At 61.4% G+C, this 24,475-nt stretch carries 18 protein-coding genes and 1 tRNA gene; 11 read left to right on the top strand and 8 right to left on the bottom strand.

The annotated features are described in order from the left end of the window. Nucleotides 1-42: 42 nt before the first annotated feature. From JKL48_RS21095 to JKL48_RS21085, 3 genes are all read right to left on the bottom strand, one after another. Nucleotides 43-459 carry a hypothetical protein gene (locus JKL48_RS21095; RefSeq protein WP_201987065.1) on the bottom strand — a complete coding sequence of 139 codons (417 nt, stop codon included), beginning with the start codon at nt 457-459 and terminating at the stop codon, nt 43-45. Nucleotides 460-1,125: 666 nt separating this feature from the next. Continuing rightward, nucleotides 1,126-1,395 (bottom strand): response regulator transcription factor, encoded by a 270-nt coding sequence (locus tag JKL48_RS21090; protein ID WP_201987063.1) that lies wholly within the window; start codon nt 1,393-1,395, stop codon nt 1,126-1,128. Between the two features lie 144 nt (nt 1,396-1,539). Beyond that, a tRNA-Thr gene (locus tag JKL48_RS21085) sits at nt 1,540-1,615 on the bottom strand. Nucleotides 1,616-1,749: 134 nt separating this feature from the next. Between JKL48_RS21085 and JKL48_RS21080 the strand changes: the two genes are divergently transcribed. The 4 genes from JKL48_RS21080 (at nt 1,750) to JKL48_RS21065 (ending at nt 6,329) form a co-directional block, all read left to right on the top strand. Then, on the top strand, nt 1,750-2,187 hold the full coding sequence (locus tag JKL48_RS21080) for a hypothetical protein (protein ID WP_201987061.1): 438 nt from the start codon (nt 1,750-1,752) through the stop codon (nt 2,185-2,187). A gap of 94 nt (nt 2,188-2,281) precedes the next feature. Next, on the top strand, nt 2,282-2,551 hold the full coding sequence (locus JKL48_RS21075; protein WP_201987059.1) for a DUF4834 family protein: 270 nt from the start codon (nt 2,282-2,284) through the stop codon (nt 2,549-2,551). A gap of 183 nt (nt 2,552-2,734) precedes the next feature. After that, on the top strand, nt 2,735-5,287 hold the full coding sequence (locus tag JKL48_RS21070; RefSeq protein ID WP_201987057.1) for a YfhO family protein: 2,553 nt from the start codon (nt 2,735-2,737) through the stop codon (nt 5,285-5,287). 118 nt (nt 5,288-5,405) lie between these two features. Beyond that, complete coding sequence (locus tag JKL48_RS21065) at nt 5,406-6,329, top strand: 1-aminocyclopropane-1-carboxylate deaminase/D-cysteine desulfhydrase (RefSeq protein ID WP_201987055.1); 924 nt, start codon at nt 5,406-5,408, stop codon at nt 6,327-6,329. Here JKL48_RS21065 and JKL48_RS21060 read toward each other — a convergent pair. Beyond that, nucleotides 6,265-7,482, bottom strand: a complete 1,218-nt coding sequence (locus tag JKL48_RS21060; protein ID WP_201987053.1) for a glycosyltransferase family 39 protein — start codon at nt 7,480-7,482, stop codon at nt 6,265-6,267. The two genes, JKL48_RS21065 and JKL48_RS21060, sit on opposite strands and share 65 nt — an antisense overlap. A 129-nt stretch (nt 7,483-7,611) precedes the next feature. Here JKL48_RS21060 and JKL48_RS21055 point away from each other — a divergent pair, with 129 nt between their 5' ends. Then, nucleotides 7,612-8,247, top strand: coding sequence for a DUF4230 domain-containing protein (locus JKL48_RS21055; RefSeq protein WP_201987051.1), 636 nt, complete (start codon nt 7,612-7,614; stop codon nt 8,245-8,247). A gap of 142 nt (nt 8,248-8,389) precedes the next feature. Here the strand turns inward: JKL48_RS21055 and JKL48_RS21050 are convergent, their stop codons facing one another. After that, nucleotides 8,390-8,896: a regulatory protein RecX gene (locus tag JKL48_RS21050; RefSeq protein WP_201987049.1), complete on the bottom strand. Its 507-nt coding sequence runs from the start codon at nt 8,894-8,896 to the stop codon at nt 8,390-8,392. A 195-nt stretch (nt 8,897-9,091) separates the two neighbouring features. On the opposite strand from JKL48_RS21050, the gene JKL48_RS21045 reads away from it, so the two are divergent. Beyond that, complete coding sequence (locus JKL48_RS21045) at nt 9,092-11,746, top strand: DUF5686 and carboxypeptidase regulatory-like domain-containing protein (protein WP_201987046.1); 2,655 nt, start codon at nt 9,092-9,094, stop codon at nt 11,744-11,746. Nucleotides 11,747-11,871: 125 nt separating this feature from the next. Here the strand turns inward: JKL48_RS21045 and JKL48_RS21040 are convergent, their stop codons facing one another. Together JKL48_RS21040 and JKL48_RS21035 are read right to left on the bottom strand one after the other, a co-directional pair. After that, nucleotides 11,872-13,311, bottom strand: a complete 1,440-nt coding sequence (locus JKL48_RS21040) for an amidohydrolase family protein (RefSeq protein WP_201987044.1) — start codon at nt 13,309-13,311, stop codon at nt 11,872-11,874. Nucleotides 13,312-13,430: 119 nt separating this feature from the next. Further along, nucleotides 13,431-15,425, bottom strand: a complete 1,995-nt coding sequence (locus JKL48_RS21035) for a tetratricopeptide repeat-containing sensor histidine kinase (protein ID WP_201987042.1) — start codon at nt 15,423-15,425, stop codon at nt 13,431-13,433. Between the two features lie 334 nt (nt 15,426-15,759). Here JKL48_RS21035 and JKL48_RS21030 point away from each other — a divergent pair, with 334 nt between their 5' ends. The 3 genes from JKL48_RS21030 to JKL48_RS21020 all read left to right on the top strand — a co-directional run bounded on the left by JKL48_RS21030 (nt 15,760) and on the right by JKL48_RS21020 (nt 20,464). After that, nucleotides 15,760-18,342 (top strand): bifunctional UDP-N-acetylmuramoyl-tripeptide:D-alanyl-D-alanine ligase/alanine racemase, encoded by a 2,583-nt coding sequence (locus JKL48_RS21030; RefSeq protein WP_201987041.1) that lies wholly within the window; start codon nt 15,760-15,762, stop codon nt 18,340-18,342. Between the two features lie 315 nt (nt 18,343-18,657). After that, nucleotides 18,658-18,864, top strand: coding sequence for a hypothetical protein (locus tag JKL48_RS21025; protein WP_201987039.1), 207 nt, complete (start codon nt 18,658-18,660; stop codon nt 18,862-18,864). 175 nt (nt 18,865-19,039) lie between these two features. Then, a complete protein-coding gene (locus JKL48_RS21020; RefSeq protein ID WP_201987037.1) occupies nt 19,040-20,464 on the top strand; it encodes an alpha/beta hydrolase family protein in 1,425 nt (474 codons plus the stop codon). Between the two features lie 229 nt (nt 20,465-20,693). On the opposite strand, the gene JKL48_RS21015 is transcribed toward JKL48_RS21020, so the two are convergent. Further along, nucleotides 20,694-21,593, bottom strand: a complete 900-nt coding sequence (locus JKL48_RS21015) for a carboxypeptidase-like regulatory domain-containing protein (RefSeq protein WP_201987035.1) — start codon at nt 21,591-21,593, stop codon at nt 20,694-20,696. A gap of 290 nt (nt 21,594-21,883) precedes the next feature. Here JKL48_RS21015 and JKL48_RS21010 point away from each other — a divergent pair, with 290 nt between their 5' ends. Then, nucleotides 21,884-22,501: an OmpA family protein gene (locus JKL48_RS21010; RefSeq protein WP_201987033.1), complete on the top strand. Its 618-nt coding sequence runs from the start codon at nt 21,884-21,886 to the stop codon at nt 22,499-22,501. Between the two features lie 328 nt (nt 22,502-22,829). After that, nucleotides 22,830-24,263 (top strand): alpha/beta hydrolase family protein, encoded by a 1,434-nt coding sequence (locus JKL48_RS21005; RefSeq protein WP_201987031.1) that lies wholly within the window; start codon nt 22,830-22,832, stop codon nt 24,261-24,263. Nucleotides 24,264-24,475 lie beyond the last annotated feature (212 nt).

Genomic DNA, 24,475 nt, shown 5'->3' with positions numbered 1-24,475 from the left:
TTTTGCGGCCCATAGCGGTAGACTGGGAGGGCGGCGGAGCCATTAAACGGCGGCGGGCGCGGCTTTCTTTAGCGCCGGGGCTTTCGGAACCAGAACATTGTTCAGGTTGACGAGCAGCCAAATCACGCTCAGCGCCGCTGCCGTTTCGCCCAGCGGACGCAACAGCAGGCTAATAGGCGGAGCGAGGTTCCGGCACAGCGGTTCCAGCACCAGCAGCAGCAGGGCCGCCCCCAGCAGGCACAGCGGCCCCACAATGGGCAGCCCCACTTGCCGCGCCAGGCGCCGCAACGCCAGCGTGACGGAGGCCAGCACCATTCCCGTACCAATCACCACTACCAGGTCGGCATGGCGCCAAGCGCCCAGTTCGGCGCCCCACCCGGCGGAAGCCACGGTCAGGCTCAGCAGGATGGCCCACCACTGGGGTTTTGGTAATGGTGAAAGGGGAGCTAAGGGTTTCATGCAGAAAAAAGGTGGTGGGGTAGACCAGGTTAAAAGGTTTAAGAGCGGTTAGCTCCTTGGATTACAAGCAAGGGGCAAAGCCGGGTAGATAGGGTAGAAGCCAGTTGAAAGAGGACAATTAGTAGTTGCAAAGGTGGACGTGGATTTAGCCACAGGCAATACCCACTTGTGGGTATATTTCGGCTTGCCAGCATGGTGCACTGAGATGAGTTGTTTTTGAATAATGCCAGGACTTGAACCAAGCATTAGGCAAGCATGCGCGCAAGCTGGTGCCGCCATAAAAAACCTGATGCAGGCTTCAGGGCGCGGCAAGCTGCATGAATTTGATACGGGTGCATGGTTTTGGTAAATGGAGAAGCGTTTTAACTATTCGTGTATTGACGGTGCACCCGCTGCGCTTAGCTTGCCGCCCCTTGTTCATGACGTGGCACTCTCCGCAATGACATCTCTTGACTAACGAGCCATTTTTTGGTGGGCATCCGTGCCAACAGCTAGCGATGTAAAGAGCCTTGAATCAAAAGTCGAATTGCTACCCAAACAGACCTGCTCAGGTGCTCCATATACTACCGGACGCCGCAGCGCCCTAATGGCCAATAAGGCCCACTAGCGGCGCCGAGAAGTTGGTGTGCTGATTGGTCACCTTTGGTTGGCACCCCTCCACCTGGCTCAGCGGCACGGCCACCACGACGGGACCAAGAGGAGCGGCGTCCCCTCGATGCCCGAACGGCCGGGCAGGCCGATATCAGACAGCACCAGCGCCGGCGGGGTGCTCAGCGCGGGCAGCTGCCGAAAGAAGTCTTCCATCGACACCGCCGTTAGCACGCACGCAAACTCGGGCTGGGCGCCCAAGTACTCGTGCAGCATGTCCCGTATGGGCGTTTGGTCTTCGATGATGGCCAGGGGAGCCGAGTTTGCAGGCGGTAAGAGTACCCGCATCCGCCACACCGCGCCATCTCACGAAAGGGGGAGAAGTAGCAGGGCTTTCTTCGGGTTCGCAGGAGCAAGGAGGTTAAAACCCAGACGCAAAAAACCCGGAAAACGACCTTCACAAGGTGAAAAGTCGTTTTCCGGGTTTTTCGCTGGAGCCGATTATTGGACTCGAACCAACGACCTGCTCATTACGAATGAGCTGCTCTACCAACTGAGCTAAATCGGCTTTTGCCCGACCAACGGTTGTGGAAGGGGCTGCAAAGATAGGGAAGCTGGGCGAAATCGCACAACCGCTGCGTTAGAAAAAATTGGTAACCTGGCTGCTGCGGGCGCGTTTGAATCGGAATAAAATTCCTTCCCATGAAACCCCTTCACTCCCTTACGGCCGGCTTGGCCGGCGCCGTAGCCCTCACCGCCCTGCACGAAACCATTCGCCATCTGCGCCCCGCCGATGCTCCCCGCATGGACGTGCTGGGCATGCGCGGCCTGCGCAAGTTGTTCAACCAAGCTGAGGCGCCGCAGCCTGACGGCAGCACGCTGTTTGGCCTGACCATGGTTGGCGACATCGTTAGCAACGGCCTGTACTACAGTTTGGTTGGTAGCGGGCGCCATGCCCTGCGCCGGGGCTTACTGCTTGGGCTGGCCGCTGGAGTGGGCGGGGTGGTGCTGCCCGGCCCATTGGGCCTGGGCGAGGCCCCCAGCGGCCGCACGCCCCAAACCAAGCTCATGACGGTGGCTTGGTACACGGCCGGCGGGCTGGTGGCCGGTACTGTGGCCCGCGCCCTGCGGAAACGATAGCCGCGCGGGCAATGTTGGGCCTAAAGCAAAGTAGCCGTTCGGGCGTCAGCAGGCGCTGACCGTACTTTGTGGCGGCGTTTACGTTTCTGATTCTATGAAATTCTGGCTCATTTTCATTCTGATTTTTTTCGCGGTTCGCTACCTGCTTCCTATTGTGCTGCGGCTGGCGCTGACCGGCTTTGTGCGCAAGCAGATGCAAAATGGGGGCTTTGTCGTGCCGCCCCAGGCCGCGCCCGGCAGGGGCACGGCCGCCAACCGGCCCGGCGAGGTACACGTGGACTACGTGCCCCCCACGGCGGAGAAGCCCGGTAAGCAGCATGGCTTTACGGGTGGTGAATACGTTGATTTTGAAGAGATAAAGTAGGTGCGCAAGGTGTCGCAAAGTGAAAAGCGAAGTTTCGCAAAGGAGGAAGGTGTTTAGTAGTGCCTGGCTTAACGGCATGCCCTGCAAACCCTTTTTTCCCTTGGCGAGACTTCGTTTTTTCCTTTGCGAGACTTTGCGCGCTGTACCTTCGGGCACGTTTTCATTTTCCCCAAAATTGCCCTGATGGCTGCTGTTGCTTCTGCTCCTTCTGTTTCGTCCGCGCCGTGGTGGCAGCGGGCTTTGCCGCACGTGCTGGCCGTGTTGTTTTTTGTGGTGCTGGCCTGCGTGTATTTCTCGCCCATCATGTTCGATGGCAAAACCCTGGCCCAGCACGACATCACGCAGTTTCAGGGCGGCGCGCACGAGGCCCAGGAGTATGCTAAGGCCATGGGCCGCGAGGCCCTGTGGACCAATTCCATGTTTTCGGGCATGCCGACCTACCTCATCAGCCTGCACTTTCCGGGCGACTGGTCGGTGTATTTGCAGAAAGCCCTGACACTGGGCCTGCCAGCCGTGGTGGCCAACCTGTTTCTGGCGCTGCTCTGCGGCTATATTCTGCTGGTGGCGCTGGGCGTGCGGCCGCTGATTGCGGTGGCGGGCGCCGTAGCCCTGGGCTTTTCGAGCTATAACCTCGCCATTCTGGCCGCCGGCCACAACACCAAGAGCCTGGCCTTGGCCTACGCGCCGCTGGTGCTGGGCGGCCTGCTCGTGACGTATCGCCGCGATAAGTGGCTGGGTGCGGCGCTGTTTGCCGTGGGCCTCACCTTGAATATTCACGTCAACCACCTCCAGATTACCTATTACCTGCTGCTGCTGGTCGCCATTTTCGGCATTATCGAGCTAGTGTCGGCGGCCCGCAATGGCCGGCTGCCGGAGTTCCTGAAGCGGACGGCGCTACTGGGCCTGGGCGCCGCGCTGGCGGTGGGCGTGAGTTTTGGCCGCCTCTACACCACGGCCGAGTACAGCAAATACAGCAACCGCGGCCCCAGCGAGCTGAAGACGCCGGCGCCGATGGCTCCCGGTCAGGCCCCGGCGGCCAAGTCGGAAGACGAAGGCTCGGGCGTGGACCGCGACTATGCTTTCCAGTACAGCTATGGCGTGGGCGAAACCATTACCCTCCTGATTCCCAACTTCTACGGGGGCGCCAGCTCCATGCCGTTGGGCCTCGACTCAAACCTGGGCCGCCAACTCAGTTCGATGGGCGCCGACCCTAACATGCTGGCCGCCATGCCCACTTACTGGGGCCAGCAGAGCTACACGGCCGGGCCGGTGTACATGGGCGCGGTGGTGTGCTTCCTGTTTATTCTGGGCCTGTTTGTGGTGGAGAAGCGCACGCGCTACTGGCTGCTGGCGGGCACTATTTTGTCGGTCCTGCTGGCCTGGGGTAAAAACTTTGAAACGTTCAACTACCTGATTTTCGACCTGCTGCCGGGTTACAACAAGTTCCGGGCCGTGAGCATGGCCTTAGTAATCGCGCAGCTGGCCATTCCCATTCTGGGGGCGCTGGCGCTGAGTCGGGTACTGCGGCCCCGCGCCATTGTGCCCGCTGCGCCGGTGCTGCCCGGTACCAAAGCCCCGCTTTCGGCCGATGCTGTGGCGCTGCTGCCCAAGGTGCTGTACGCCGGCGCTATTGCGGCCGGCCTTTGCGTGCTGGCCTACCTGGCCAGCTTCAGCTTCGATTTTGCCGCGCCGGTTGATGGCGAGCTGACCAAGCAGGGCTTCACGCCGCAGCTGCTGGGCGCTCTGCGCGCCGACCGCGCCGACCTGTTGCGCAACGACGTATGGCGCGGACTGCTGTTCATTGGCGCGGCGCTGGGCGTGCTGTATTTCCACTTGAGAGGCCAGTTGAAAGTGGTGCCGGCGGCGGCCATGATGGTGCTGCTGGTACTGGTGGATTTGTGGGGCGTGGACAAGCGCTACCTCGGCGACCAGCACTTCCAGCGCGAAACCATTGCCGAGGCGTTTCAACCTACCCCGGCCGACCAGCTGATTTTGCAGGACAAAGACCTGGACTACCGCGTTCTGAACCTGGCCAACCCATTCAACGAAGCCCAGACTTCGTACTTCCACAAGAGCATCGGCGGCTACCACGGGGCCAAGCTGCGGCGCTACCAGGACTTGATTGAGCGGCAGATTTCCAATAACAATCAGCAGGTTATCAACATGCTGAATACGCGCTACCTCATCACCGGCGATGCCAAGCAGCCGGTGCAGCGCAACCCCGGCGCGCTGGGAAACGCCTGGTTTGTGGGCGAAGTGAAAACCGTGGCCAACCCCGATGCCGAGATGGCCGCCCTCAACACCCTGAACCCCGCCACCGTGGCCGTGGTGGATGCCAGCAAGTTTCCGCAGCAAAAAGCCGCGACCTACGACATGACCGGGGCCAGCATCGCCCTCACCAACTACAGCCCCGATGAGCTGAAGTACCGCTACAATGCCCCCCACGACGGCTTGGTGGTGTTCTCCGAAATCTATTATGCCGACGGCTGGCAGGCCTACATCGACGGTAAGCCGGTGCCGCACCTGCGGGCCGACTACGTGCTGCGCGCTCTGCCGGTGCCGGCCGGCTCGCATACCATCGACTTCAAATTCGAGCCCAAAGCCTACGCTGTGGGCAATGGCGTTTCGCTCGCGGCTAGTATTGTGCTGCTGCTGGTGCTGGTAGGCGCGGTGGTGTACGCCGTGCGCCGCAAGCCGACCGAGGACGCGGTAGTGGCCCCGGTTACGCTGGCGTAGAAGCAGTTGGCGCAAACAGACCGAGTACCCCGGTAATTTCATTTCGGCCGTTGAACAAGTCGTTCGCGCGGGCCGAAATGAAATTTCGGGGTACTCGTTTTTTCAAACCGTCTTCCTCATGCGCTACCTAAACGCCTTTTTGCAGGAGCTGGACGAGCCCGTGGCCGCCGCTCACGGTGTGCGTCTGCTGCTCTGGCGCGACGACCTACTGAACCCCAAACTGCCCGGCAACAAGGCCCGCAAGCTCAAATACAACCTTGCCGCTGCCCGCCAGCAAGGGCACGACACGCTCCTGACTTTTGGCGGCGCTTACTCCAACCACATTGCCGCCGTAGCCACCGCCGGCCGGCTATTCGGCTTCGAAACCATTGGCCTGATTCGGGGAGATGCCCCCGCCGCGGAGGCTCCGCTCAACCCCACCCTGGCCCAAGCCGCCGCCGACGGCATGGCCCTGCATTACCTTGACCGCAGCAGCTATCGCCGCCGCAACGAAGCCGATTTCGTGGCGGAGCAACTCGCCCGCTTCGGCCCGGCCTATGTGCTGCCCGAGGGCGGTACCAATGCGCTGGCCCTGCCCGGTTGTGCCGAGCTGGTGGCCGAAATCCGCCAACATACGCCTTTTGATGCGCTGGCCGTGGCCGTGGGCACGGGCGGCACGTTGGCCGGCCTGCTCACGGGCCTGGCCGGGCAGCAGCACGCCGTGGGCGTGGCCGCGCTGAAAAACGGCAGCTTCCTGCGCGCCGAAGTGGATGCACTGACCCAGGCCGCCACGGGCCAGGCGTATGCTAACTACTCGGTGCAGACCGACTACCACTTTGGAGGATATGCCAACTACTCGACTGAGTTGATGGTGTTTATTCGACAATTCCGGGAGCGACACGGGATATTGCTCGACCCTATCTATACCGGCAAGCTGCTGTTTGGCGTGCTGGACCTCATTCGGCAGGGCTACTTCAAGCAGGGCAGCACGGTGGTGGCTATCCATACCGGCGGCCTCCAGGCCTGGGCGGGGTGGGAAGCCCGGTTCGGACCTTTGGGCTAGCCACCTGGGGCCAGCGAGCGGCTAGTTCCAGCGATGCCAGCACGAATACCACGGGCAGCACCGGTGCCAGAAACCGCACGTCCCAGTCATCAACCGTGAGCATGATGATGGCCGTTTGGAGCAGGAAAACCGCTGCCAGAAACACCCGCGCCGGCCGCCAGATGCCCGTCCGCCGGGTAGCTCGCGCGGCCAGCCAATAGGCCGGCCATAGCACCATTACGCCCACCACGCGGTGCGCCAGCGAATAGTGTGGCTTGAGGTAACTCACAAACACGAACAGTTTGCCCAGCATCAGCCGGCCCAGGTAAGCGGGGTTATGCACCCCAAAGTAGAGCACCCGCGCCACCGGGCCGGTGCCGGCCGGTGGCATATTGAGCGGCGCAGTCTGGTGCACGGCCCACAGCTGGTAGCGGAAAATCAGCTCGCCGCGCTGGTAGGTGTCCATCAGATAATATGTGGCCAGCTGGTGGTTGAGGCCCGCCCACAGCAGCGGCGACAGCAGCACCAGCAGGAGCAGGGCGGTCCGCCAGGGCCGGCGGTCGCGGGCCCGGCGCAGGGCATCGAAGCCGGCCAACCCGGCGGCCAGGGCTACCATGAAGCCATTGGGCCGGGCCAGAGCGGCGAGGGCAAGGGCCAAGAGCAGCCACGCCCAATCTCGCGGCCGGCCAAGGCGAATTCGAGTAAAGGCTTCGAACGACAAAGCCACTAAGCTGATAAACAGCGACTCCGTGAGTAAGAAAACATTGAACTGCTGGATGTCGGGCCAGGCAATGAAGGCCAGCGTGGCCAGCGCCGCCGCGCCGTCTGCGCCATTGGCCAGCCGCTGCGTGCCTTGGTAAATAGCCCGCGTGGCCAGCGCCGAAACAGTCATCTGGCCCATCACAATGCCCCACCAGCCCAGGCCCAGCCGCAGCCAGAGGCTCTGGAACAGCGGATAAAGCACGTAGCGCAGGTTGTGGCCGGGCTCGAAATAGCCCCGCTCGGCAATGTTGGTGGCGTATTGCAGGTAGCGGGCGCTGTCGTTGGCGAAGTGCGGGCCGTGAAATTTGCCCAGGTACAGCAGCTGCACCAGCACCCACAGCCCCGCCAGTAGCGCCCGATGGTGCGGCCACAGGCGCAGAGCCAGCAAGCGGATGGGGGAGGGAAGAAGCATGGATGGCGGGCCTAGAAGTAGCGCGAACTTTGTCGTTCGCGTCCTCGCGCCGTTTCAACGACTACCGTGCTGGGGCGCGAACGACAAAGTTCGCGCTACTTCCCAGGCTGCGCTACGTATTTATCCTCTATGAATTTAATCCGCCTCGTTCGCCGCCTGTTGCCGCTGTTGTTTTTGATTGGCCTGGGGTGGTTTCTCTGGAAAAAAGTAGGCTCTACGCTCGCCGACCTCAACCCGCTGAACACCGAGCCCAAAGTCACCGTCACGCACAACACCGTCCTCACGCAGGTCGAAGCCCTCGGCAGGCTGGAACTGGTGCGTTACCGCTTCAAGGACGTGGTGGAGTACCGCCGGGCCAGCCGCTACCCGCTGCTGCCCGATGCCAAAGTGGCCCTCGTGGTGGGCGGCGAAGCCGTGGGCTGCCTCGACCTGCGCAAGATTCGCCCGCAGGATGTCGTGTTTGAAGGCGACACGCTGGTGCGCGTGTTCCTGCCCGCGCCGGAGCTATGCTCTTTCCAGGTGAAGCACGACCAAAGTCGCGTATTCAGCACCGAAAACGGGTTTTTTCAGGATGCCGACCTGGTGGACCAGGGCTACAAATACGCCGAGACGCAGGTGCGCAACGCCGCCCTGCAATCGGGCATCCTGGCCGAAACCCAGCGCAACGCCGAGCAGATTCTGCTGCCCATGCTGCGCACCCTCACCGGCCGCCGCGTGGTGTTGGGACAGCAGCTGGCGATGCCAAAAGTAGGGCCGAAGCAGTAGCGTCAGAAGAAAAAGCCGCACGATAAAAACGGTCATGCAGAGCGCAGCGAAGCATCTTGCTACACTAATCAATGACTTTCGCAACGAAGCGAGCAAGATGCCTCGCTGCGCTCTGCATGACCGTTTTTCAGCTCAAAAATGATTAAGCGTCGTCCTCCGGCGCTTTGCCCAAATCATCGAGAGCTATTTTGATTAAGTCTTGCTCGTAGCCCTTGCCGGTCAGGTACTGTGCGATTTTCATGCGGCGCACGCGCGGGTTTTTCTCCTTTTCCTGGCGGTCTTTTTTCTCGGCAATGTCGACCAAGTTCTGGTAGTATTCTTCGCCGTCGATTTCCTTCAGGCCCGATTTGATGCAGTACTCGCTGATGCCTTTCTGCTTGAGCTCCTGCACGATGCGGCGGCGGCCCCACTTCTTATGGCGGTAGTGGCCGCGAACGAAAGCCTGGGCAAACCGTTCCTCGTCCAGCAGCTTTTCGCGGCTTAGGCGGATGATGATTTCGCCGGCTTCGTCTTCGTCAAGGCCGTAGGATTTTAGCTTCTGCTCCACCTCCTTTTGGGTGCGCTCCTGGTAGGCGCAGAAGGCGGCAATTTTTTGCAGCGCCTCGCCGGGCGTGTATTGCTTAGGGGCTTTGTCGGGGTTCTTGAACATCAGGAGCAAAATTGGAAAGGCGGGTACTCCTGAACAATACGCCGCGTAGTTCGTTGCCTCAGCAAGCGGGTATTTTCAGGGCAATGCAAAAGTCGGGCATTGAGACGCCGGACGGGCAACTGTTTAGCCGGCCTTGGCATCAGTTACAACGGGGCCGTAACTTGGCGGGGCCGTATTGCCGCCTTTTGCTATTGTATGTCATTGATTTTCTTGCGCTGCCTGTTCATTGTCTGGGTGCTGAGCTGCTTGCCGATGCTGGCCTGCGCGGGCGTCATTAAAGGCACAGTGAGCGGGGCCAACAAGGAAGGCCTGGCCTTTGCCAACGTGGCCGTGCGCGGCGCCGCCACCAGCACCGGCGCCAACGACCAGGGCCAGTTTCAGCTGCGGCTGCCGGCCGGGCGCTACGAGCTGGTGTTCCAATACGTGGGCTACCGGCCGCACATCGAACCGGTGCGCGTGCCGGGCGGCGACTCCACCCTCACCGTCAACATCACGCTGCAAGCGGAGGCCTACAACCTGGGCGAAGTGCTGGTGAAGTCCACTGACCGCGACCCGGCCTACGCCATCATTCAGCAGGCGCAGCAGTGGCGGGCCTACCACCGGCGCGAGGTGGCCACTTACCGGGCCCGCATCTACATCAAGGCGTTGGGTCGCATCACCGACACGCCGGCCAAAATCATGGGCCTGTTCAAGCTCGGGCCGGATATTAAAAAGGGCATTTTTTACCTCTCCGAAAGCCTGTCCGATTTCAGCTTCACCCAGCCGAACATCGTGAAGGAACACATGATTTCGAGCCGCATCAGCGGCGATTCGCGCGGCATCAGCTTCAACCGGGCCAGCGCGGGGCGCAACCTGAGCTTCTACGAGAACCTGATAAACCCGGGGTTTTCGGAGCGGGGCTTTGTGTCGCCTATCGCGGGCAATGCCATGCTGTTTTACAAGTACGAGCTGGTGGGCAGCACCCCGCAGGGTGGCGTGCTGGTGCACAAAATCCGGGTGGTGCCGCGCCGCAAAACGGACCCCGTTTTTGCTGGCTACATCTACATCGTGGACGGTTCTTGGCGCATTCATTCCGTCGATTTGAGCCTCGACAAAGACGCCCAGCTTGACTACGTCGATAACCTGCACCTGGCCCAGCAGTACGCGCCCGCGCCGGGCAATGCCAACGTCTGGCTCATTCAGTCGCAGCAAATCACGGCCAATCTGTCGGGGCTGGGTTTCAAAGGCTCGGGCTACATTACGGCCGTGCTCTCGAACTACGCGGGCGTGGTGCCCACCTACCCCACGCCGCCCGTGGCCAAAGCCGCGCCGCCTGTGGTGGCCGAGGGCAAAGCGCCCGCACCCGTCGGCCAGGAAACCGCCGCCCAGATTCGCAAGCGCAAGCCCGACCTCAGCGGCCTCAACCGCCAGGTGCGCAAGCAGGTGAAGCGGGCCCAGCGCGACTCGCTGCGCACCTCCACCGACCCGCTGGACCGCATGCCGAGCGGCGAGGTGCTGCTGGTGGAAAAAGGCGTGAACGAGCGGGACTCGGCCTACTGGGACACCGTGCGCCCGGTGCCTCTCAGCGACGAGGAAAAGAAGGATTACCACCTCAAGGACAGCACCGAAGTCATCCGGCGCTCGCGGCCCTACCAGGACTCGATGGACCGTAAGCGCAACGAGTTCGAGCCCATCAACCTGCTCATTGGGGGCTACACGCACGTCAACACGTTCCGCAAACGCTCGACCACGGTGCAGCCCGTGGCCCAGATTTTCCAGTATAACACCGTGGAAGGGGCCGTGCTCAACGCGCAAGCCATTTTCAGCCAGCGCACCGACGACCGGCGGTTTTTTACCCTCACGCCCACCGTGCGCTACGGTTTCAGCAGCCGCGAGCTAAACCCCAGCCTGGAGCTAAACTGGCAGGTGCACCCGGCCATTATCCGGCGCTTTGGGCTGGTGGCGGGCCGTACCATCGAGAATTTCGACAAGAACTCGCAGCTCACCCCGGCCATTAATACCGTTTACACGCTGTTCGATAACCGCAACTACGCCAAGCTCTACCGGCGCGACGGGGCCGAAATTAGCTTCTTCGGCGAAACACTCAACGGCCTGAACCTGCGCGCTACCGCCGGCTATTTCGACCGCCACGAGCTGTACAATACCACCGACAAACTCATTCATGACGTGCCCGGCCGGGCCTTTACCTCGAACCGGCCGCTGAGCGACGAGCTGGCCGATACCGGCTTTGGTCGCAGCCGCATTCTCACCGTAGGCCTGTCGCTGGACTACCGGCCCGGCCAGCGCTACATCAACCGGCCCGACGGCAAATTCAGCCTCGGCACCAAGTGGCCCACCTTCAATGTGCAGGGGCGCATGGCCATTCCGCACGTGCTAGGGGCCGATGTGCGCTACATGCTGCTGCAAGCCGGCGTGCGCGACAATGTGAAGCTGGGCCTGCTGGGCACCAGCAATTTCCGCGTGAACGTGGGCGGTTTCGTGGGCAAGCAGGAAAGCCTGACCTTTATTGACTACCGCCACTTCTCCGGCAACCAAACCCTGCTCACCGGCAACTTCACCTACTTCCAGCTACTGGACTACTACCGCTTCAGCACCAACAGCTCTTACCTCGAAGCCCACTACGACCACCATTTTAACGGCTTCATCCTCAACAAAGTCCCGTTGCTGCGCAAGCTAAAGTGGCAGGAAGTCGCCTCGCTCAACTACCTGAAAACTGCCCAGGCCGGCCACTACCTGGAACTGGGCGTGGGCGTCGAGCACATCCTCAAAGTGCTGCGCGTTGATTTCTATACCGCCCTGCAAAGCGGCGAGCGGCTGGGCACAGGTTTCCGGGTGGGATTTGGTTTCTAGACCGCAGATTTAACGGATTTGACGGATTAACACAGATTCGGACGGCAACAGGATATGCCAAATATGGTCCTGCTTGTAGTCCGAATCTGTGTAATCCGTCAAATCCGTTAAATCTGCGGTTCAGATTACCTATTCCGCACCGCCCGCAGCATATTCGCCAAGGCCGCCGCTTGGTAGGCCTTGCCCCGCGAAATCACCGCATCAATCTTCTTGATATTGGCGATGTCGTCCAGCGGGTTGGCGGTAAGCAGCACCAGGTCGGCGTCCTTGCCCGGCGCGATGATGCCGCTGTGGTCGGCCACGCCCATGAACTTGGCGCCGTTCACGGTGGCCGCCTGCAAGGCTTGGCGGGGCGTGAGGCCGGCCTGCACCAGCAGCACCAGCTCCTCTTGCAGCGAAGCGCCAGGGTAGACGAACGAGTTGAACGGCCCGCTGTCGGACCCGGCCAAGACGGTGACGCCTGCCGCCTGCATCTGCGGCACCAGGCTCAGGAGCTTGGCAGTGAGCTTCTGGCTGAACGCCTGCGCGGCCGGCGACTGCTGCCGGGCGCTGGCTAGGCGCCGTTGGTAGGTGGCCTGGATTCTGGGGTCGATGTAGGCGCGGAGGGTGTCGCGGCTGTGGTCGTTTTCGGGCAGCCCGGCCAGGGTTTTGCTAACGAAGAGCGTAGGGACGGCCGCCGTGTGGTGCTTGGCCATCAGCTTGAAAATACGGCTGGCGGCGGCAGGGCTGTAGGTGTCGTACACGGCCGGCAGCACGCTGAACAGGCCCAGCGGCTTGCTGGTGCCCAGGCTGTTGCGCACCAGCGCCGTGAGGCTGTCCTCCTTGCCGGAGCAGGCTTTGAACACATAATACAGGTGCTCAGTAGCATCAAGGCCGGCCTTGATGGATTCGCCCAGCGTCACGGAGTAGGGCATGTGGCCGGTGGTTTTCAGGCCGCGCCGCTGGGCCTGCCGGATGGTTTCGAGGTAGGCCGGGCCGGAGATTTTGCTGTCGTAAATCTTCACATAGTCCACTTTGAGCCGCTGCAGCGAATCCAGCGCCTTGCCGATTTGGGCGGGCGTTTCCACTTCCAGCGAGCCCGGCCAGGTAGCGCCGGGCCCGTCAATCTTGGGCCCGGACGTGAAGATGCGCGGCCCCGCCAGCCGCCCGGTGTCGAGGTCGCGCCGCCACTGGAAAATGCTGGGCGTAAGGTCGCCGCCGCAATCGCGCACCGTCGTGATGCCGTGCGCCAGGTACAGCGTGAGGCTCTTTTTATTGGCCGCCGCCAGGCTGTCGCCGCCCCGAAAATGCACGTGCATGTCCCACAAACCCGGTATCAGGTAGCGGCCATTCCCGTTCACGTACTGCCGGGCGGCGTAGCTGTGCTGGTCGGCCGGCTCAATGCGCAGGATTTTGCCCTGCGATACCACCACCACTTGGTTGGGCTGCACCGTGCCCGTTTCCACGTTCACGATGCTGACATGGTTGATAACCACGTCATATATCTCCAGCATGGTGGGCCGGCGGGTGCAGGTAGTCAGCAGCCCGGCCAGGCTCAGGCCAAGCAATATTCGGGAGAATTTCATGAGACACGACAATCGACTGGCTGCAAAGGTAGAACAAGCGGGCAGCCGATTTCTTCCGGTTACTTGGCCAGTGGCAAGCAACCTATCTTGTGCAATACCCCAGTCGTGCTGTCTTTTGCTCACTGCTCACCTGCCGGCAGGCTCACCACGAATTCGGTAAATTCTCCCTCCCGCGTTTCCAGGGTCAGCGTGCCGTGGTGGTTTTTGGTGATGATGTCGTGGGCCAGGGCGAGGCCCAGACCGGTGCCCTCACCTGCCGGCTTGGTGGTGAAAAAGGGCTGAAACACCTGCGCGGCCACGGCTTCGGACATGCCGGTGCCGTTGTCGCGCACCCGGATTTCGACCACCTTGCCTGCGCAGCGGGTGCTCACCGTCACGATGGGCTGGTAGCCCGGCTTGCCCTCCTGCTGGCGCTGCCGCACCGATTGCAGCGCGTTGGTAAACAGGCTCAGCAGGGCTTGGCCCAACTCAGAGCGCACGGCCGATACCGGAGCCAGGCCCGCTGCAAATTCGGTGTGCAGCTCCACCGTGGCACCACCCGGCGCCCGGCGCCCGTGGTCGGTCAGGAGCAGGTATTCGGCCACCAGGGCGTTGAGGTCGGTGGGCGCGGCGGGGGCGGTGCGGGCGTGGGCCAGCATGTTGCGGATGATGGAAGACGCCCGCTGGCCGTGCTGGCTGATTTCCAGTAAGTTTTGCTTGAGTCCGGTAATGATTTCCTGCTCCAGCCCCGCCGATGGACGGGTGCCGTCCTGGTCAAGCAAGGCCACGCTCACTTCGGCAAACTTCTGCATGAATGCCAACGGGTTGCGCAGCTCATCGGCTGCATCGGCCGACATCTCGCCCACAAATGCCCATTTTTCGGCGGCCACCAGCTGGGCCTGGGTGGCGTGCAGCTGCGTCAGGGCAGCGCTCAGCTCGTTGCGCTGCGCTTCAATCTGGGCCGTGCGCTCGTTCAGGAGCAGGTTGGTGCGCCGGTGCTGGCGGTTGGCCCAGCCCAGCAGCAGCGCCACCGTCAGAATAAAGCCCAGCGCCAGCAACAGCCCCAGGCGTTGGTAGCGAACGGTTTGCAGCTCTTGGGCTTCGCGCTGTTGCAGCTGGAGCTGCTGTTCACTTAGGGCCAGCCGTTGCAGCTGCCGCACCTTTTCGGGGCCAAACAGGCTGTCGCGTGCCGCGCCCGCCAAGCTCTGGTAATGAAAAGCGCTGTCGGCGTTGTGGCGCTTTTGGCAAAGCTGCGCCAGCAGGTCGCCGGCATCCATCACCACCAGTCGGTACTGCACGCGTTGCCCGGCGCGCAAGGCCCGCTGTGCGTAGCGCAGACTGGAGTCGGGCTGGTGCAAGGTCTGGTAAAGCAGGGCCAGCTGGTATTGCGCCATGGCCCGGTTCCGGAAATCGTTGGTTCGGTAGGTTTCGCGCAGCGTGCGGTAGTAGTAGTCCGAGGCCGCCGCGTAGTGGCCCAGCCGGGCCTGCACCGCGCCCATGTTGCGCAGGGCCAGTGCCCGGGCGATGCCAAGGCCGGGGTGCTGCTGAATCAGGGCTTCGGCGCGTCGCTGAATCACCAGGGCCGAGTCGAGCCGGTTCATCTTTTCGTAGCAGCCGCCGATGTTGGTGAGCGAGCCGGCTACCCAACTGGCCAGCTTAAGCCGACGGTATAGCCCCTCAGCCTCACGGTAGTGGGCAATGGCCGGGGGGTACTGGCGCAGGTCGAGGCTGATGTTGCCCAGGCAGTTGAGGGCGTACGCTTCGCCTTCCAAGTCCCGGCACTGGCGGCTGATGCGCAGGGCACTCAGCTCATTGGCCATGGCCTGCGGTAGCTCGCCCCGCTCGCGCAAAATCATGCCTATCATGCTTTGGGCGCGGCCCCGGCCTTTGTCGTAGCCAATGGGTTGCGCCAGGTGCCAGGCTTTCTGGGCCAGCAAAATCGTGGAATCGGGTTTGGAGGCGCGGTAGGTGCGGGCCAGTTCCAACAGCAGCAGTGCCTGTGCCGAATCGGAGGGCGCGGCGGCCACCATGCGGCGCAGGCTATCGGTCGCAGCGGTTTGGGCGCTGGCTGGCACCGCCCAACCAATTAGCGAAAGCCATACGAGTAGCAGCAAGCGTATAGCGGTAACGGGCATAAATGCAGGGTAAGCGGACGGCCGGAAAAGAAGAGAAAAGCAGGCAAAAATCATTCCCAACCCGAAACGTTGCCAGCGGACTTTAATTGGGTAGCCTGGAAAGTAAAGAGCAGCCAACGGCAATTCGTGGGTCAGGCCCCAGGCATTGGCCGCTGCGCCCCGGAGTGCCACTGCGTTTTCTCCAGGTATCGCACACGGTGGCATTAGGGTCACGAACCGCAATAGCAGTCAATTGGTTTCACGGCCTGCGCGGCACGGGCTTCGGCTGCGTGCGCAAGGGCTTCGCGCCGGCTGGCGCCCGGAAAGTCTTTTTTAGCCGGACCTTTGCCCCGTCATGCTCTTCCCTCGTTTCCTCGATTTGCCTGCGCTGCTGGCCGGCCATCTGCTTCAGGCTCCCGCCGATGCCGCCACCGAAGTGCGCCACCTGCTGCTTGATAGCCGCCGGGTAGGCCTGCCCGCCGGTGCGGTATTCTTTGCCCTGCGTGGCCCCAGCCACGACGGCCACCGCTACCTGCCGGCGCTGTACGCCCAAGGCGTTCGGCTGTTCATCGTGGCTAAAGATGCCGAGCTGCCCGGCTCCCTGGCCGCATACCCCGAAGCGGGCATTCTGGCGGTAGCAAGTCCGCTGGCGGCCCTGCAAGCCATTGCAGCGGCCCACCGGGCCGAATTTGCCGGTCCGGTGATGGCCATTACGGGTTCCAATGGCAAAACCATTGTGAAGGAGTGGCTGGCCCAGCTGCTAAGCCCCGACGAAGACATCTGCCGCTCGCCGCGCTCCTACAACTCGCAAGTGGGCGTGCCGCTGAGCGTGTGGGAACTCAATCCGGCGCGGCACACGCTGGGCATTTTCGAAGCCGGCATTTCGGAGATGGAAGAGATGGCGCGCCTGGCCCACGTCGTTCAGCCCACCGAAGGAATTTTTACCAACCTGGGCACGGCCCACGACGCCGGCTTTGCCTCCCCCAATGCCAAGCTGCTGGAGAAGCTCCGGCTGTTTGAGGGGCCGCAGTTCCGGCGCCTGTTCTACTGCGCCGACCAGCCCCTGGTGCGCGCCGCCGTGGCCCGGCAGCGGCTGCCCGGCTTCAGCTGGACAATGCAGTCGGGGCCGGCCGCCGATATCCGGTTTACGCCCGAACCCAGCTCGGATAGCACCACCCGCCTACGGGCCGAATACGAAGCCGCCGGCCTCACGGCAACCTTCACCGTGCCATTTAGTGACGAGCCCTCGCTGGAAAATGCGCTGCACTGCCTGGCGGTATTGCTGCAACGCGGGGTCGAGCCGGCTGAAATCCAACGCCGCCTGGCCCGGTTGCACCCCGTGGCCATGCGCCTGGAAATGAAGCTGGGCCGCCACGGTTCCTACCTGCTCGACGACACTTATAACAACGACCTCGCCGGCCTCACGCTGGCCCTGAACGCGTTGGCCCGGCAGTCGCGCCCCGGCCGCCGCACGCTCATCCTGAGCGACGTGCTGGAATCGGGCCTGAGCAGCGCTGAGTTGTATGCCCGCGTGGCGGCCCTGCTGCCGGCCGCTGGCGTCAGCCGGCTGGTAGGCATCGGAACTGAAATAAGCCAGTTAAAAGGGGGAAGTGAGGGGTTAAGAATGGCTGACACTGAAAACCCAGCCAAGCAAGCGGTACCTTTTAACGCGCAACTGTTAACTGATTTTTATCCCAGCACCGAGGCTTTCCTGGCCCAGCTCAACCCGGCCGATTTCGCCCACGAAACCATCCTCATCAAGGGGGCCCGTCGGTTTGGGTTCGAGCGCATAGTGGCCGCCTTGCAGGCGCAGCAGCACGGCACGGTGCTCGAAGTGAACCTCGACGCCCTCAGCCACAACCTGCAGCACTACCGCCGCCAGCTGCGCCCCGGTACCAAAATGATGGTAATGGTGAAGGCCTTCGCCTACGGGGCCGGCTCCTACGAAGTAGCCAGCCTGCTTGAGTTTCAGCGCGCCGACTACCTCGCCGTGGCCTACGCCGACGAAGGCATGGCCCTGCGCGAGGCCGGCATCAGCCTGCCCATCATGGTGATGAACCCCGCGCCCGACTCGTTCGATACGCTGCGGCGCTACCGCCTGGAGCCCGAAATTTACTCCTTTGAGTTGTTGGATGAATACCTGGCGGCTTTTGCCGGACCCCCCGGTACTGCTGCGCTTCCCGTTCCCAAACTCCACCTCAAGCTCGATACCGGCATGCGCCGGCTGGGTTTCGACGAGGCCGACCTGCCCGTGCTGGTGGCCCGGCTGCGGCAGCACGCCCAGCGCCTGCCCGTGGCCAGCCTGATGACCCACCTGGCCGCCGCCGACGAGCCCGGCCATGATGCTTTTACGCACGAGCAGCTGGCGGCCTTCCGTCGCATGACTGGGGCTTTGGAGGCGGCCTTGGGCCATTCGGTGCTCAAGCACGCGCTCAACTCGGCCGGCATCCTGCGCTTTCCCGAAGCACATTTCGACATGGTGCGCCTCGGCATCGGCCTCTACGGCGTAGATGCCAGCAATACTGCCGACCCCGCCGCCCTGCGGCCGGTAAGCCAGCTGCGCACCACCATCTCCCAAATCAAAACCCTGCCGGCCGGTGCCACCGTGGGCTACGGCCGGCGCGGCGCGGCCACCGACCGCGAGCGGCGCATTGCCACCCTCGCCATTGGCTACGCCGATGGCTACGACCGCCGCTTTGGCAACGGGGCTGGCCTAGTGCTCATTCACGGGCAGCGGGTGCCGTTGGTGGGCTCGGTGTGCATGGACATGTGCATGGTGGACGTCACCGATATTGCTTCGGTCAAAGCGGGCGATACCGCGCTGCTATTTGGCCAGGGCTTGCCGCTTCCGGAGTTGGCAGGCCGCATCGGCACCATCGCCTACGAGCTGCTGACCAACGTGAGCGAGCGGGTGAAGCGGGTGTTTATGAGCGAGTAAGCAGAGCCGCGTTTTGAGGGCAATTTTTACTTTGGAAAAATATCCAGTTTTGTTTTCGCTGAGAAGAAAGCGCTTTTAAGGAGCTTAAAACAAAGTATTTGGTGGAATAACACATGCGCTAAAAGCTGCGAAAGGAAACTCACATCCAACTGAAGCTCAACCAGTGAAGCCTCAACGTGTATGTGTCGGCGGCCAACTTCTCCGAAACCACTTTGCGCAGCCTAGCAACACGCTGGGCGGCTCGGTAAGCGTGACACGCTTCGGGTAGGTTTCCTCGTACGATTTTAACTCCAACGCCCGGGACGAAGGCGCCTCGTGCCAAGTATTCAAACCCAAAACTTCGACCAGCCTTTTGCTGACCTGCCACCCTACCAAAAGCCGGCCGCCGGCCGCCGGTGCCCGCAAAATAAGTACGGCTACAACATCAGCCTGCCCTGTGAGATGATGCCCTATCAAATGGTCCAGATGAGCTCCGATGGCGCCTTCTTCTACCTGGATGCCTCTTACAATTTCGGGATATAGCAAGCTTGTAGGATAAAAAGCCCCATTTTCCAGTCAGAGGTAGGGGCTTTTTTGTATTGGAGACGTTGTCCGCTAATGTTGGCAAGGTATTTATTTTGCTACTTTACAGTCGGCGAAAAGCGGCCCGCATAATTTTGGGCCGGCATTCTACATGGCGACGCCTCTTTTTTCTGTTATGAAAACCAATACGTTTCGATTGTTGCGCTTTATTGTTGTTTTAAGCGGTTGCCTGGCCATGGCAGGCGGGGCGCAGGCTGGCCCGCGCCCGGCATCCGGGCTGGTGGCTACTGCCGACGTGCCGCCCCTGGATGGCCTGTGGAAGGGCCCATTGAAAGTGCCCGGCGGCCAGCTCGAAGTTATTTTTCGGTTTGTGAAGCTCACCGGCGGCGAATACTTCTGCACCCTCGACGTGCCGCTCCAGAAAGTGAGCCGCATGAATGTGAAAACCGAAGTGCGGGGCGACACCGTGCGCCTTTACGCCGAAGAAGCCGCCACCCGGTTCGTCGGCCGCGTCTCGGCCGATGGCAAGCAAATGGCCGGCACCTGGCAGTCGCCCGGCTTCAAAGTGCCCATGACGCTCACCTTCAGCGCACTGCCGGCCATGAACGCCAAAAACGTGCGCCTGACCCCGCCCTACCGCGAGGAAGAAGCCACCTTCAGCAACCTCAGCGTGAACGCCCGGCTGAGCGGCATGCTCACCATTCCGGCCGGGCCGGGGCCTTTTCCGGCCGTGGTGCTGCTGAGCGACAGCGGCCCGCAGGACCGCGACGGCACCGTGGGCGACTTTGCCCCGCTGGGCCTGCTGGCCGACTACCTCACCCGGCGCGGGGTGGCGGTGCTCCGTTTCGATGACCGCGGCGTGGGCAAGTCCGGCGGCACGCCTGCGCTAACTACCGCCGACCTGGTGAGCGACGCCCAGGCCGGCCTCAACTACCTGCGCACCCGCCCCGAAATCGATTTGGCGCACCTCGGACTGGTGGGCCACGGCGAAGGCGGCAACGTGGCCTTGCTGGCGGCGGCCCAGCCGTTGCCCCCGGCCTTTGTGGTGGCGCTGGCGCCCTACGGCCTGCCCGGCCGCGACATTGTGGTGCAGCAGCAGGCCACCACGCTTCGCACCCTCGGCACCGAGAATGCGCAGATTGAAGCTGCTACCAAGCGCCAGCAGGCCATGCTCGAAATCATTCGCCAGACCACCGATAACTCGCAGGCCCAGGCCATTGTAGCCAACATGCTGAAGCAAAACAACGCGGCCATCGACAATGCCACGGCCCAGGCCAGCGCCGCCGAGATGACGTCGCCCCGCTACCGTTATTTTTTGGCGTTTAACCCCATCGAAAAGCTGGCGGCCGTGACTTGTCCGGTGTTGCTCCTGAACGGTACCGCCGACCTTACCATCAACGCCGACGCCAACCAGACCGCCCTTGCCAAAGGCCTGAAAGGCAATAAGAACGTGACAGCCAAGAAGCTGGCCGGCGTCAATCACCTCTTTCAGCCCGAGCAATCCAAGTGGCCCATCATCAACGGCCAGCCCCAGCCCAACTTCTCGCCCGAAGCCGAAGACACCATCCGGGAATGGATTGTGGCGCAGTCGAAGAAATAAGACCGCAGATTTTCGCGGATTTGACGGATAAGAACGGATTCAGACGTACCCAGACGCTTTCATTTCTGCGCTTCGATTTTGGTAATTACGAAAAAGGCCCTGCGTGCGCAGAGCCTTTTTTTGTAGCTGTTAGGTACTCAAGCTGTTCAGTGCGCAAGCGCAAGAAATGAAGGCGTCTGGATGCGTCTGAATCCGTTCTTATCCGTCAAATCCGCGAAAATCTGCGGTCTTACTTAATCATGTCGACCTCCGCCTTAATCATGGCGTTGTAGCGGCGGCCCTGCCCGTTGGCCAACGTGAGGAGGTTCCAACCCTTGCCGATGGTGTAGCTCCAGGTGCGGCTTTCCTTGTACTCGAAGGTAGGGCGCATAATCTGGCCGTAGGGCGTGTAGTTGTCCATGAAGTTGGTGGTGTAGAACTTGTCGCCGCCCACAATCCACTCCATGGCCACAAAAAAGCCTTCCTCGGGCGCCGGAATGTTGTAGCTGCTCAAGTCGATGGTGTACCACTCGCCGCCGCGCGAGGCCGAAACAACGACGTTTTCGGTGAGCAGGTCGGTGTTGGGGGCGTTGTAGTTGCCGTCGGCTTTGTAGAGGCGCACGCGGAAGGGCTCGCGCGGAAAGCCGTTCTCGCCGATGTAGAACGAAACCGTGCGCACGTTGCCGAGCTTTTTCTGCTTGTCGTTTTTCACGAAAAAAGCATATTGCGAGCCCGGCAGCCCCTGAATCATCCCCTCGCCGGGGTTATTTGATTTGGAGCCGAGCTCCAGATTTTTAATCTTTCCGCCCTTTACCGTAAAGCCCTCCAACTTAACCTCGCGCTTTTTCAGCTCGATGATGAGGTCTTCGGTGCTGCCGCGCTTGATGAAAATAGCGCTGCGGTCGTAGCCCAAGGTCATAACAATCAGCGAGTCCTGGCTGGTTTTTTCAAGGCCTGCCAGCTGAAAATAGCCATATTCGTTGGTGAGGGCACCCGTGCCCTCTTCCCGCAAACCAATCGAAGCAAAGGGAACCGGGTCCTTGGTTTTAGCATCCACGATGCGACCGGTAATCCGGTTTTCCTGCGCCCAGCCCATTGCTGGCAGCAGCAGCAGAACCCAAAAAGCCAGAAAAGTGTAGCGTTTCATCATCGCCAAAAATAATTATAATGGATGGTAGTCTGGCAAATTTACAAATTGCAGACCACTCTATTGCTACGTCGACCTCATGAGGCGGGGTAATGGCGCGCTAAATGCAAAATATTTTTTTTCGGCTAACACCACGCCCGCATTTTTATTGCCCTGAGTTGTGTATGATAACCTCGACCGTACCATTTTGGACGGATGGCGCTGCGTCGAAAACCAGAAAGAAATTAACTGACCAGGGCAACTTGACGTATCGGAAAAGTATTCAACTTTGAATAATTACTTTTTCCAACGTGATGCAAAAATCCATCCTTTCCCTGCTGGCAGCTGCCGCGCTGCTGGCCAGCTGCGAAACCAAACATTCCGAAACCAAAGACCAGCTTTCCGAAGCAGGCCAGGACACGGCCGTGATGGCCCGCGATGGCAAAACCGTCGGCGATGTGGCCGCCGGTGCCGCCAACGCCGTGGACAATGCCTGGGACCTGGGCAAAGCCAAGCTGGCCGACGTGAAATTCAAAGAAATAACCCTGCCCGGCGTGAGCGTGCGAGGCGACAGCACCTACAACGTGTACAGCGTGGACGAAACCGTGCTTTTCGACACCGACAAGGCCGATATCAAGCCCAGCGCCGCCGAAGCCCTCAAGCAAATTACGGCTTCCATTGGGCAGCGCTACGGCACCAGCCAGGTAAGGGTAATGGGCTTTGCCGACGCGCGCGGCGACAAAAGCTACAACAAGGACCTGAGCGAAAAGCGCGCCGACGCCGTGAAGAACTACTTGGTTGCCAAGGGCGGGATGGCGGCCGAGCGCGTGAGCGTGGAACCCATGGGCGAATCCAATCCCGTGGCTACCAATGCAACCCCGGCCGGCCGCCAGGAAAACCGGCGGGTCGAAATTGCGGTGCGCACCAAATAAGGCGAGCCGTTTGAAGCCGCCACGGTTTGCCACGGCAGGCCGGGTTGGCCAACCACCCAGACGCAAGCCGCGTCTGGGTTTTGTTTTTTAGGCTCTGCCCGCATCAGCGCTGCTGGTTTGATGGCTGATGCCCACGGAATGAGGCCCGTAGCTGAACGCAAGCACAAACCAATAAAATAATTGTCCCATAAATGACGGGCTTTTTGCCTTATTTTGCATCCTTAACTCCGCTTTGCCGCCGGCTGCAATTCCAGCATCGGTTTTCTATATAGGCTCTTGACTGCTTACTTTGCCCGTGCTGGAGGTGTATTTCTAAGGTATTATTAAAATGAGGAGGTGTTTAACGGGGGTTTTATTGCTGTTGTGCCTGGCATGGATGGGCACCGGCCAGGTTGCGGCCCGAACCCCGATAGCCGACCCGGTGTTGCCGCTGGGCGGGCTTTGGAAAGGGAAGCTGAGCGTATTGGGCGGGCAACTGGATTTGACCATCAGCGTGGTGCCGCTGGCAAGCGGAAAGTTTTTCGCCGCCCTCGATGTGCCGGCCCAGAAAGTGAGCCGCATGGTGACGGAAATGACCGTGCGCGGCGACTCGGTGTTGCTGTGGATGCCGGACGCCGGCACGCGCTACAATGCTCGTTTTGATGCCAGCAAGCGCGAGCTCAACGGCACCTGGATGCAGGCCGGCGTAAAGTCGCCGCTGCGGCTCTACTATTTTCCCATGCCTACGGTAACCGGACCGGGCACGCGGCTGGCGCCCCCGTACCGGGAAGAAGACGTCACCTTTAACAACCCCGTGGGGCGCCTCAACCTGGCCGGAACCCTGACCGTGCCCCCCGGTCCGGGGCCCTTTCCGGCCGTGGTGCTGGTGAGCGACATTGGAGCACAGGACCGCGACGGCACCTTGGACGACTACCACATGATGGGCTCGCTGGCCGACTACCTCACCCGGCGCGGCATTGCCGTGCTGCGCTACGATGACCGGGGGGTGGGCAAATCGGGTGGCAACAGCAAAACGGCGACCACCGCCATGCTGGTGAGCGACGTACAGGCGGCGCTGAATTTTTTGCGGGCGCGCCTCGAAATCAATATTGCCCGCATTGGGGTGATAGGCCACGGCGAAGGGGCCAACGTGGCCCTGCTGGCAGCGGGCGAGCCATTGCCCCCGGCCTTTGTGGTGTCGTTGGCCGGATACGGCCTAACGGGCGTGCAAACCTTGCTTCAGCAGCAGGTGGCCCAGGACCGCGCCAAGAAAAAGGACCCCGTTGCCATACAAGCGGCCTACGAGCGGCAGCGCACCATGTACGACATCATCGGCCACACCAATGCGCCACAGGCACTGGCTATTGTGAGCAATATGCTGCGCCAGGACCAGCCCACCCTCGACCCCAAAGCCGCCGAGGCCCAGGCCGCAGAACTGCTCACACCCTGGCGGCACTATTTCCTTTCCTTCGACCCCATCGAAGGCCTCGACCAGGTGCATTGCCCCGTGCTGCTCCTCAGCGGCACCGACGATGCGGAGGCGCCGGCCGAACTCCACCTCACGGCCCTGGAGAAAGAGTTGCGCAGCATCACCCACGCCATCACGGTCAAGCGGCTGGCGGGGGTCAACCACTTGTTTCAGCCCCCCAAAACGGAGTGGACGCTGATGAATGGCGAAATGAAGCCGCTGTTCTCGCCGGTAGCGGAAGAGGTTATCCGCGAATGGATTACGGGATTGTATGCGGTGAAGCCCACCAAAGAGCTGCCAACAAGCAGGAAGTGATGCAGCAAAGGCAGCCCCGTGAGGGGCTGCCTTTTTTAGTTTGTTGGCGCAATGCGGCTTTGTTCGGGGAGCCGGCCGGGCAGCTTGACTCCGTTCTTATCCGTCAAATCCGCGAAGCATCTCGCGTGCATTAGTAACTGATGTTACGCACGAAGTTGGCCGAGTTGGTGGTATATAGCTTTCAGGCCCACGGTATAGAGTTGGGCTTTGAG

It is taken from the genome of Hymenobacter rubidus (assembly GCF_016734815.1).
GTDB lineage: Bacteria > Bacteroidota > Bacteroidia > Cytophagales > Hymenobacteraceae > Hymenobacter > Hymenobacter rubidus.
Note: the sequence above shows the minus strand (reverse complement) of the source record. Positions and strands in the feature narration are given on the sequence as shown.

Bases quoted from the DNA above. Each gene is read 5' to 3' on its own strand.
- JKL48_RS21040 (WP_201987044.1), bottom strand. From the start codon at position 13,311: ATGAAATTCTCCCGAATATTGCTTGGCCTGAGCCTGGCCGGGCTGCTG.
- JKL48_RS21070 (WP_201987057.1), top strand. From the start codon at position 2,735: ATGGCTGCTGTTGCTTCTGCTCCTTCTGTTTCGTCCGCGCCGTGGTGG.
- JKL48_RS21010 (WP_201987033.1), top strand. From the start codon at position 21,884: ATGCAAAAATCCATCCTTTCCCTGCTGGCAGCTGCCGCGCTGCTGGCC.
- JKL48_RS21050 (WP_201987049.1), bottom strand. From the start codon at position 8,896: ATGTTCAAGAACCCCGACAAAGCCCCTAAGCAATACACGCCCGGCGAG.
- JKL48_RS21090 (WP_201987063.1), bottom strand. From the start codon at position 1,395: ATGCGGGTACTCTTACCGCCTGCAAACTCGGCTCCCCTGGCCATCATC.
- JKL48_RS21095 (WP_201987065.1), bottom strand. From the start codon at position 459: ATGAAACCCTTAGCTCCCCTTTCACCATTACCAAAACCCCAGTGGTGG.
- JKL48_RS21060 (WP_201987053.1), bottom strand. From the start codon at position 7,482: ATGCTTCTTCCCTCCCCCATCCGCTTGCTGGCTCTGCGCCTGTGGCCG.
- JKL48_RS21080 (WP_201987061.1), top strand. From the start codon at position 1,750: ATGAAACCCCTTCACTCCCTTACGGCCGGCTTGGCCGGCGCCGTAGCC.
- JKL48_RS21075 (WP_201987059.1), top strand. From the start codon at position 2,282: ATGAAATTCTGGCTCATTTTCATTCTGATTTTTTTCGCGGTTCGCTAC.
- JKL48_RS21045 (WP_201987046.1), top strand. From the start codon at position 9,092: ATGTCATTGATTTTCTTGCGCTGCCTGTTCATTGTCTGGGTGCTGAGC.
- JKL48_RS21015 (WP_201987035.1), bottom strand. From the start codon at position 21,593: ATGATGAAACGCTACACTTTTCTGGCTTTTTGGGTTCTGCTGCTGCTG.
- JKL48_RS21055 (WP_201987051.1), top strand. From the start codon at position 7,612: ATGAATTTAATCCGCCTCGTTCGCCGCCTGTTGCCGCTGTTGTTTTTG.
- JKL48_RS21065 (WP_201987055.1), top strand. From the start codon at position 5,406: ATGCGCTACCTAAACGCCTTTTTGCAGGAGCTGGACGAGCCCGTGGCC.
- JKL48_RS21005 (WP_201987031.1), top strand. From the start codon at position 22,830: ATGAGGAGGTGTTTAACGGGGGTTTTATTGCTGTTGTGCCTGGCATGG.
- JKL48_RS21030 (WP_201987041.1), top strand. From the start codon at position 15,760: ATGCTCTTCCCTCGTTTCCTCGATTTGCCTGCGCTGCTGGCCGGCCAT.
- JKL48_RS21020 (WP_201987037.1), top strand. From the start codon at position 19,040: ATGAAAACCAATACGTTTCGATTGTTGCGCTTTATTGTTGTTTTAAGC.
- JKL48_RS21035 (WP_201987042.1), bottom strand. From the start codon at position 15,425: ATGCCCGTTACCGCTATACGCTTGCTGCTACTCGTATGGCTTTCGCTA.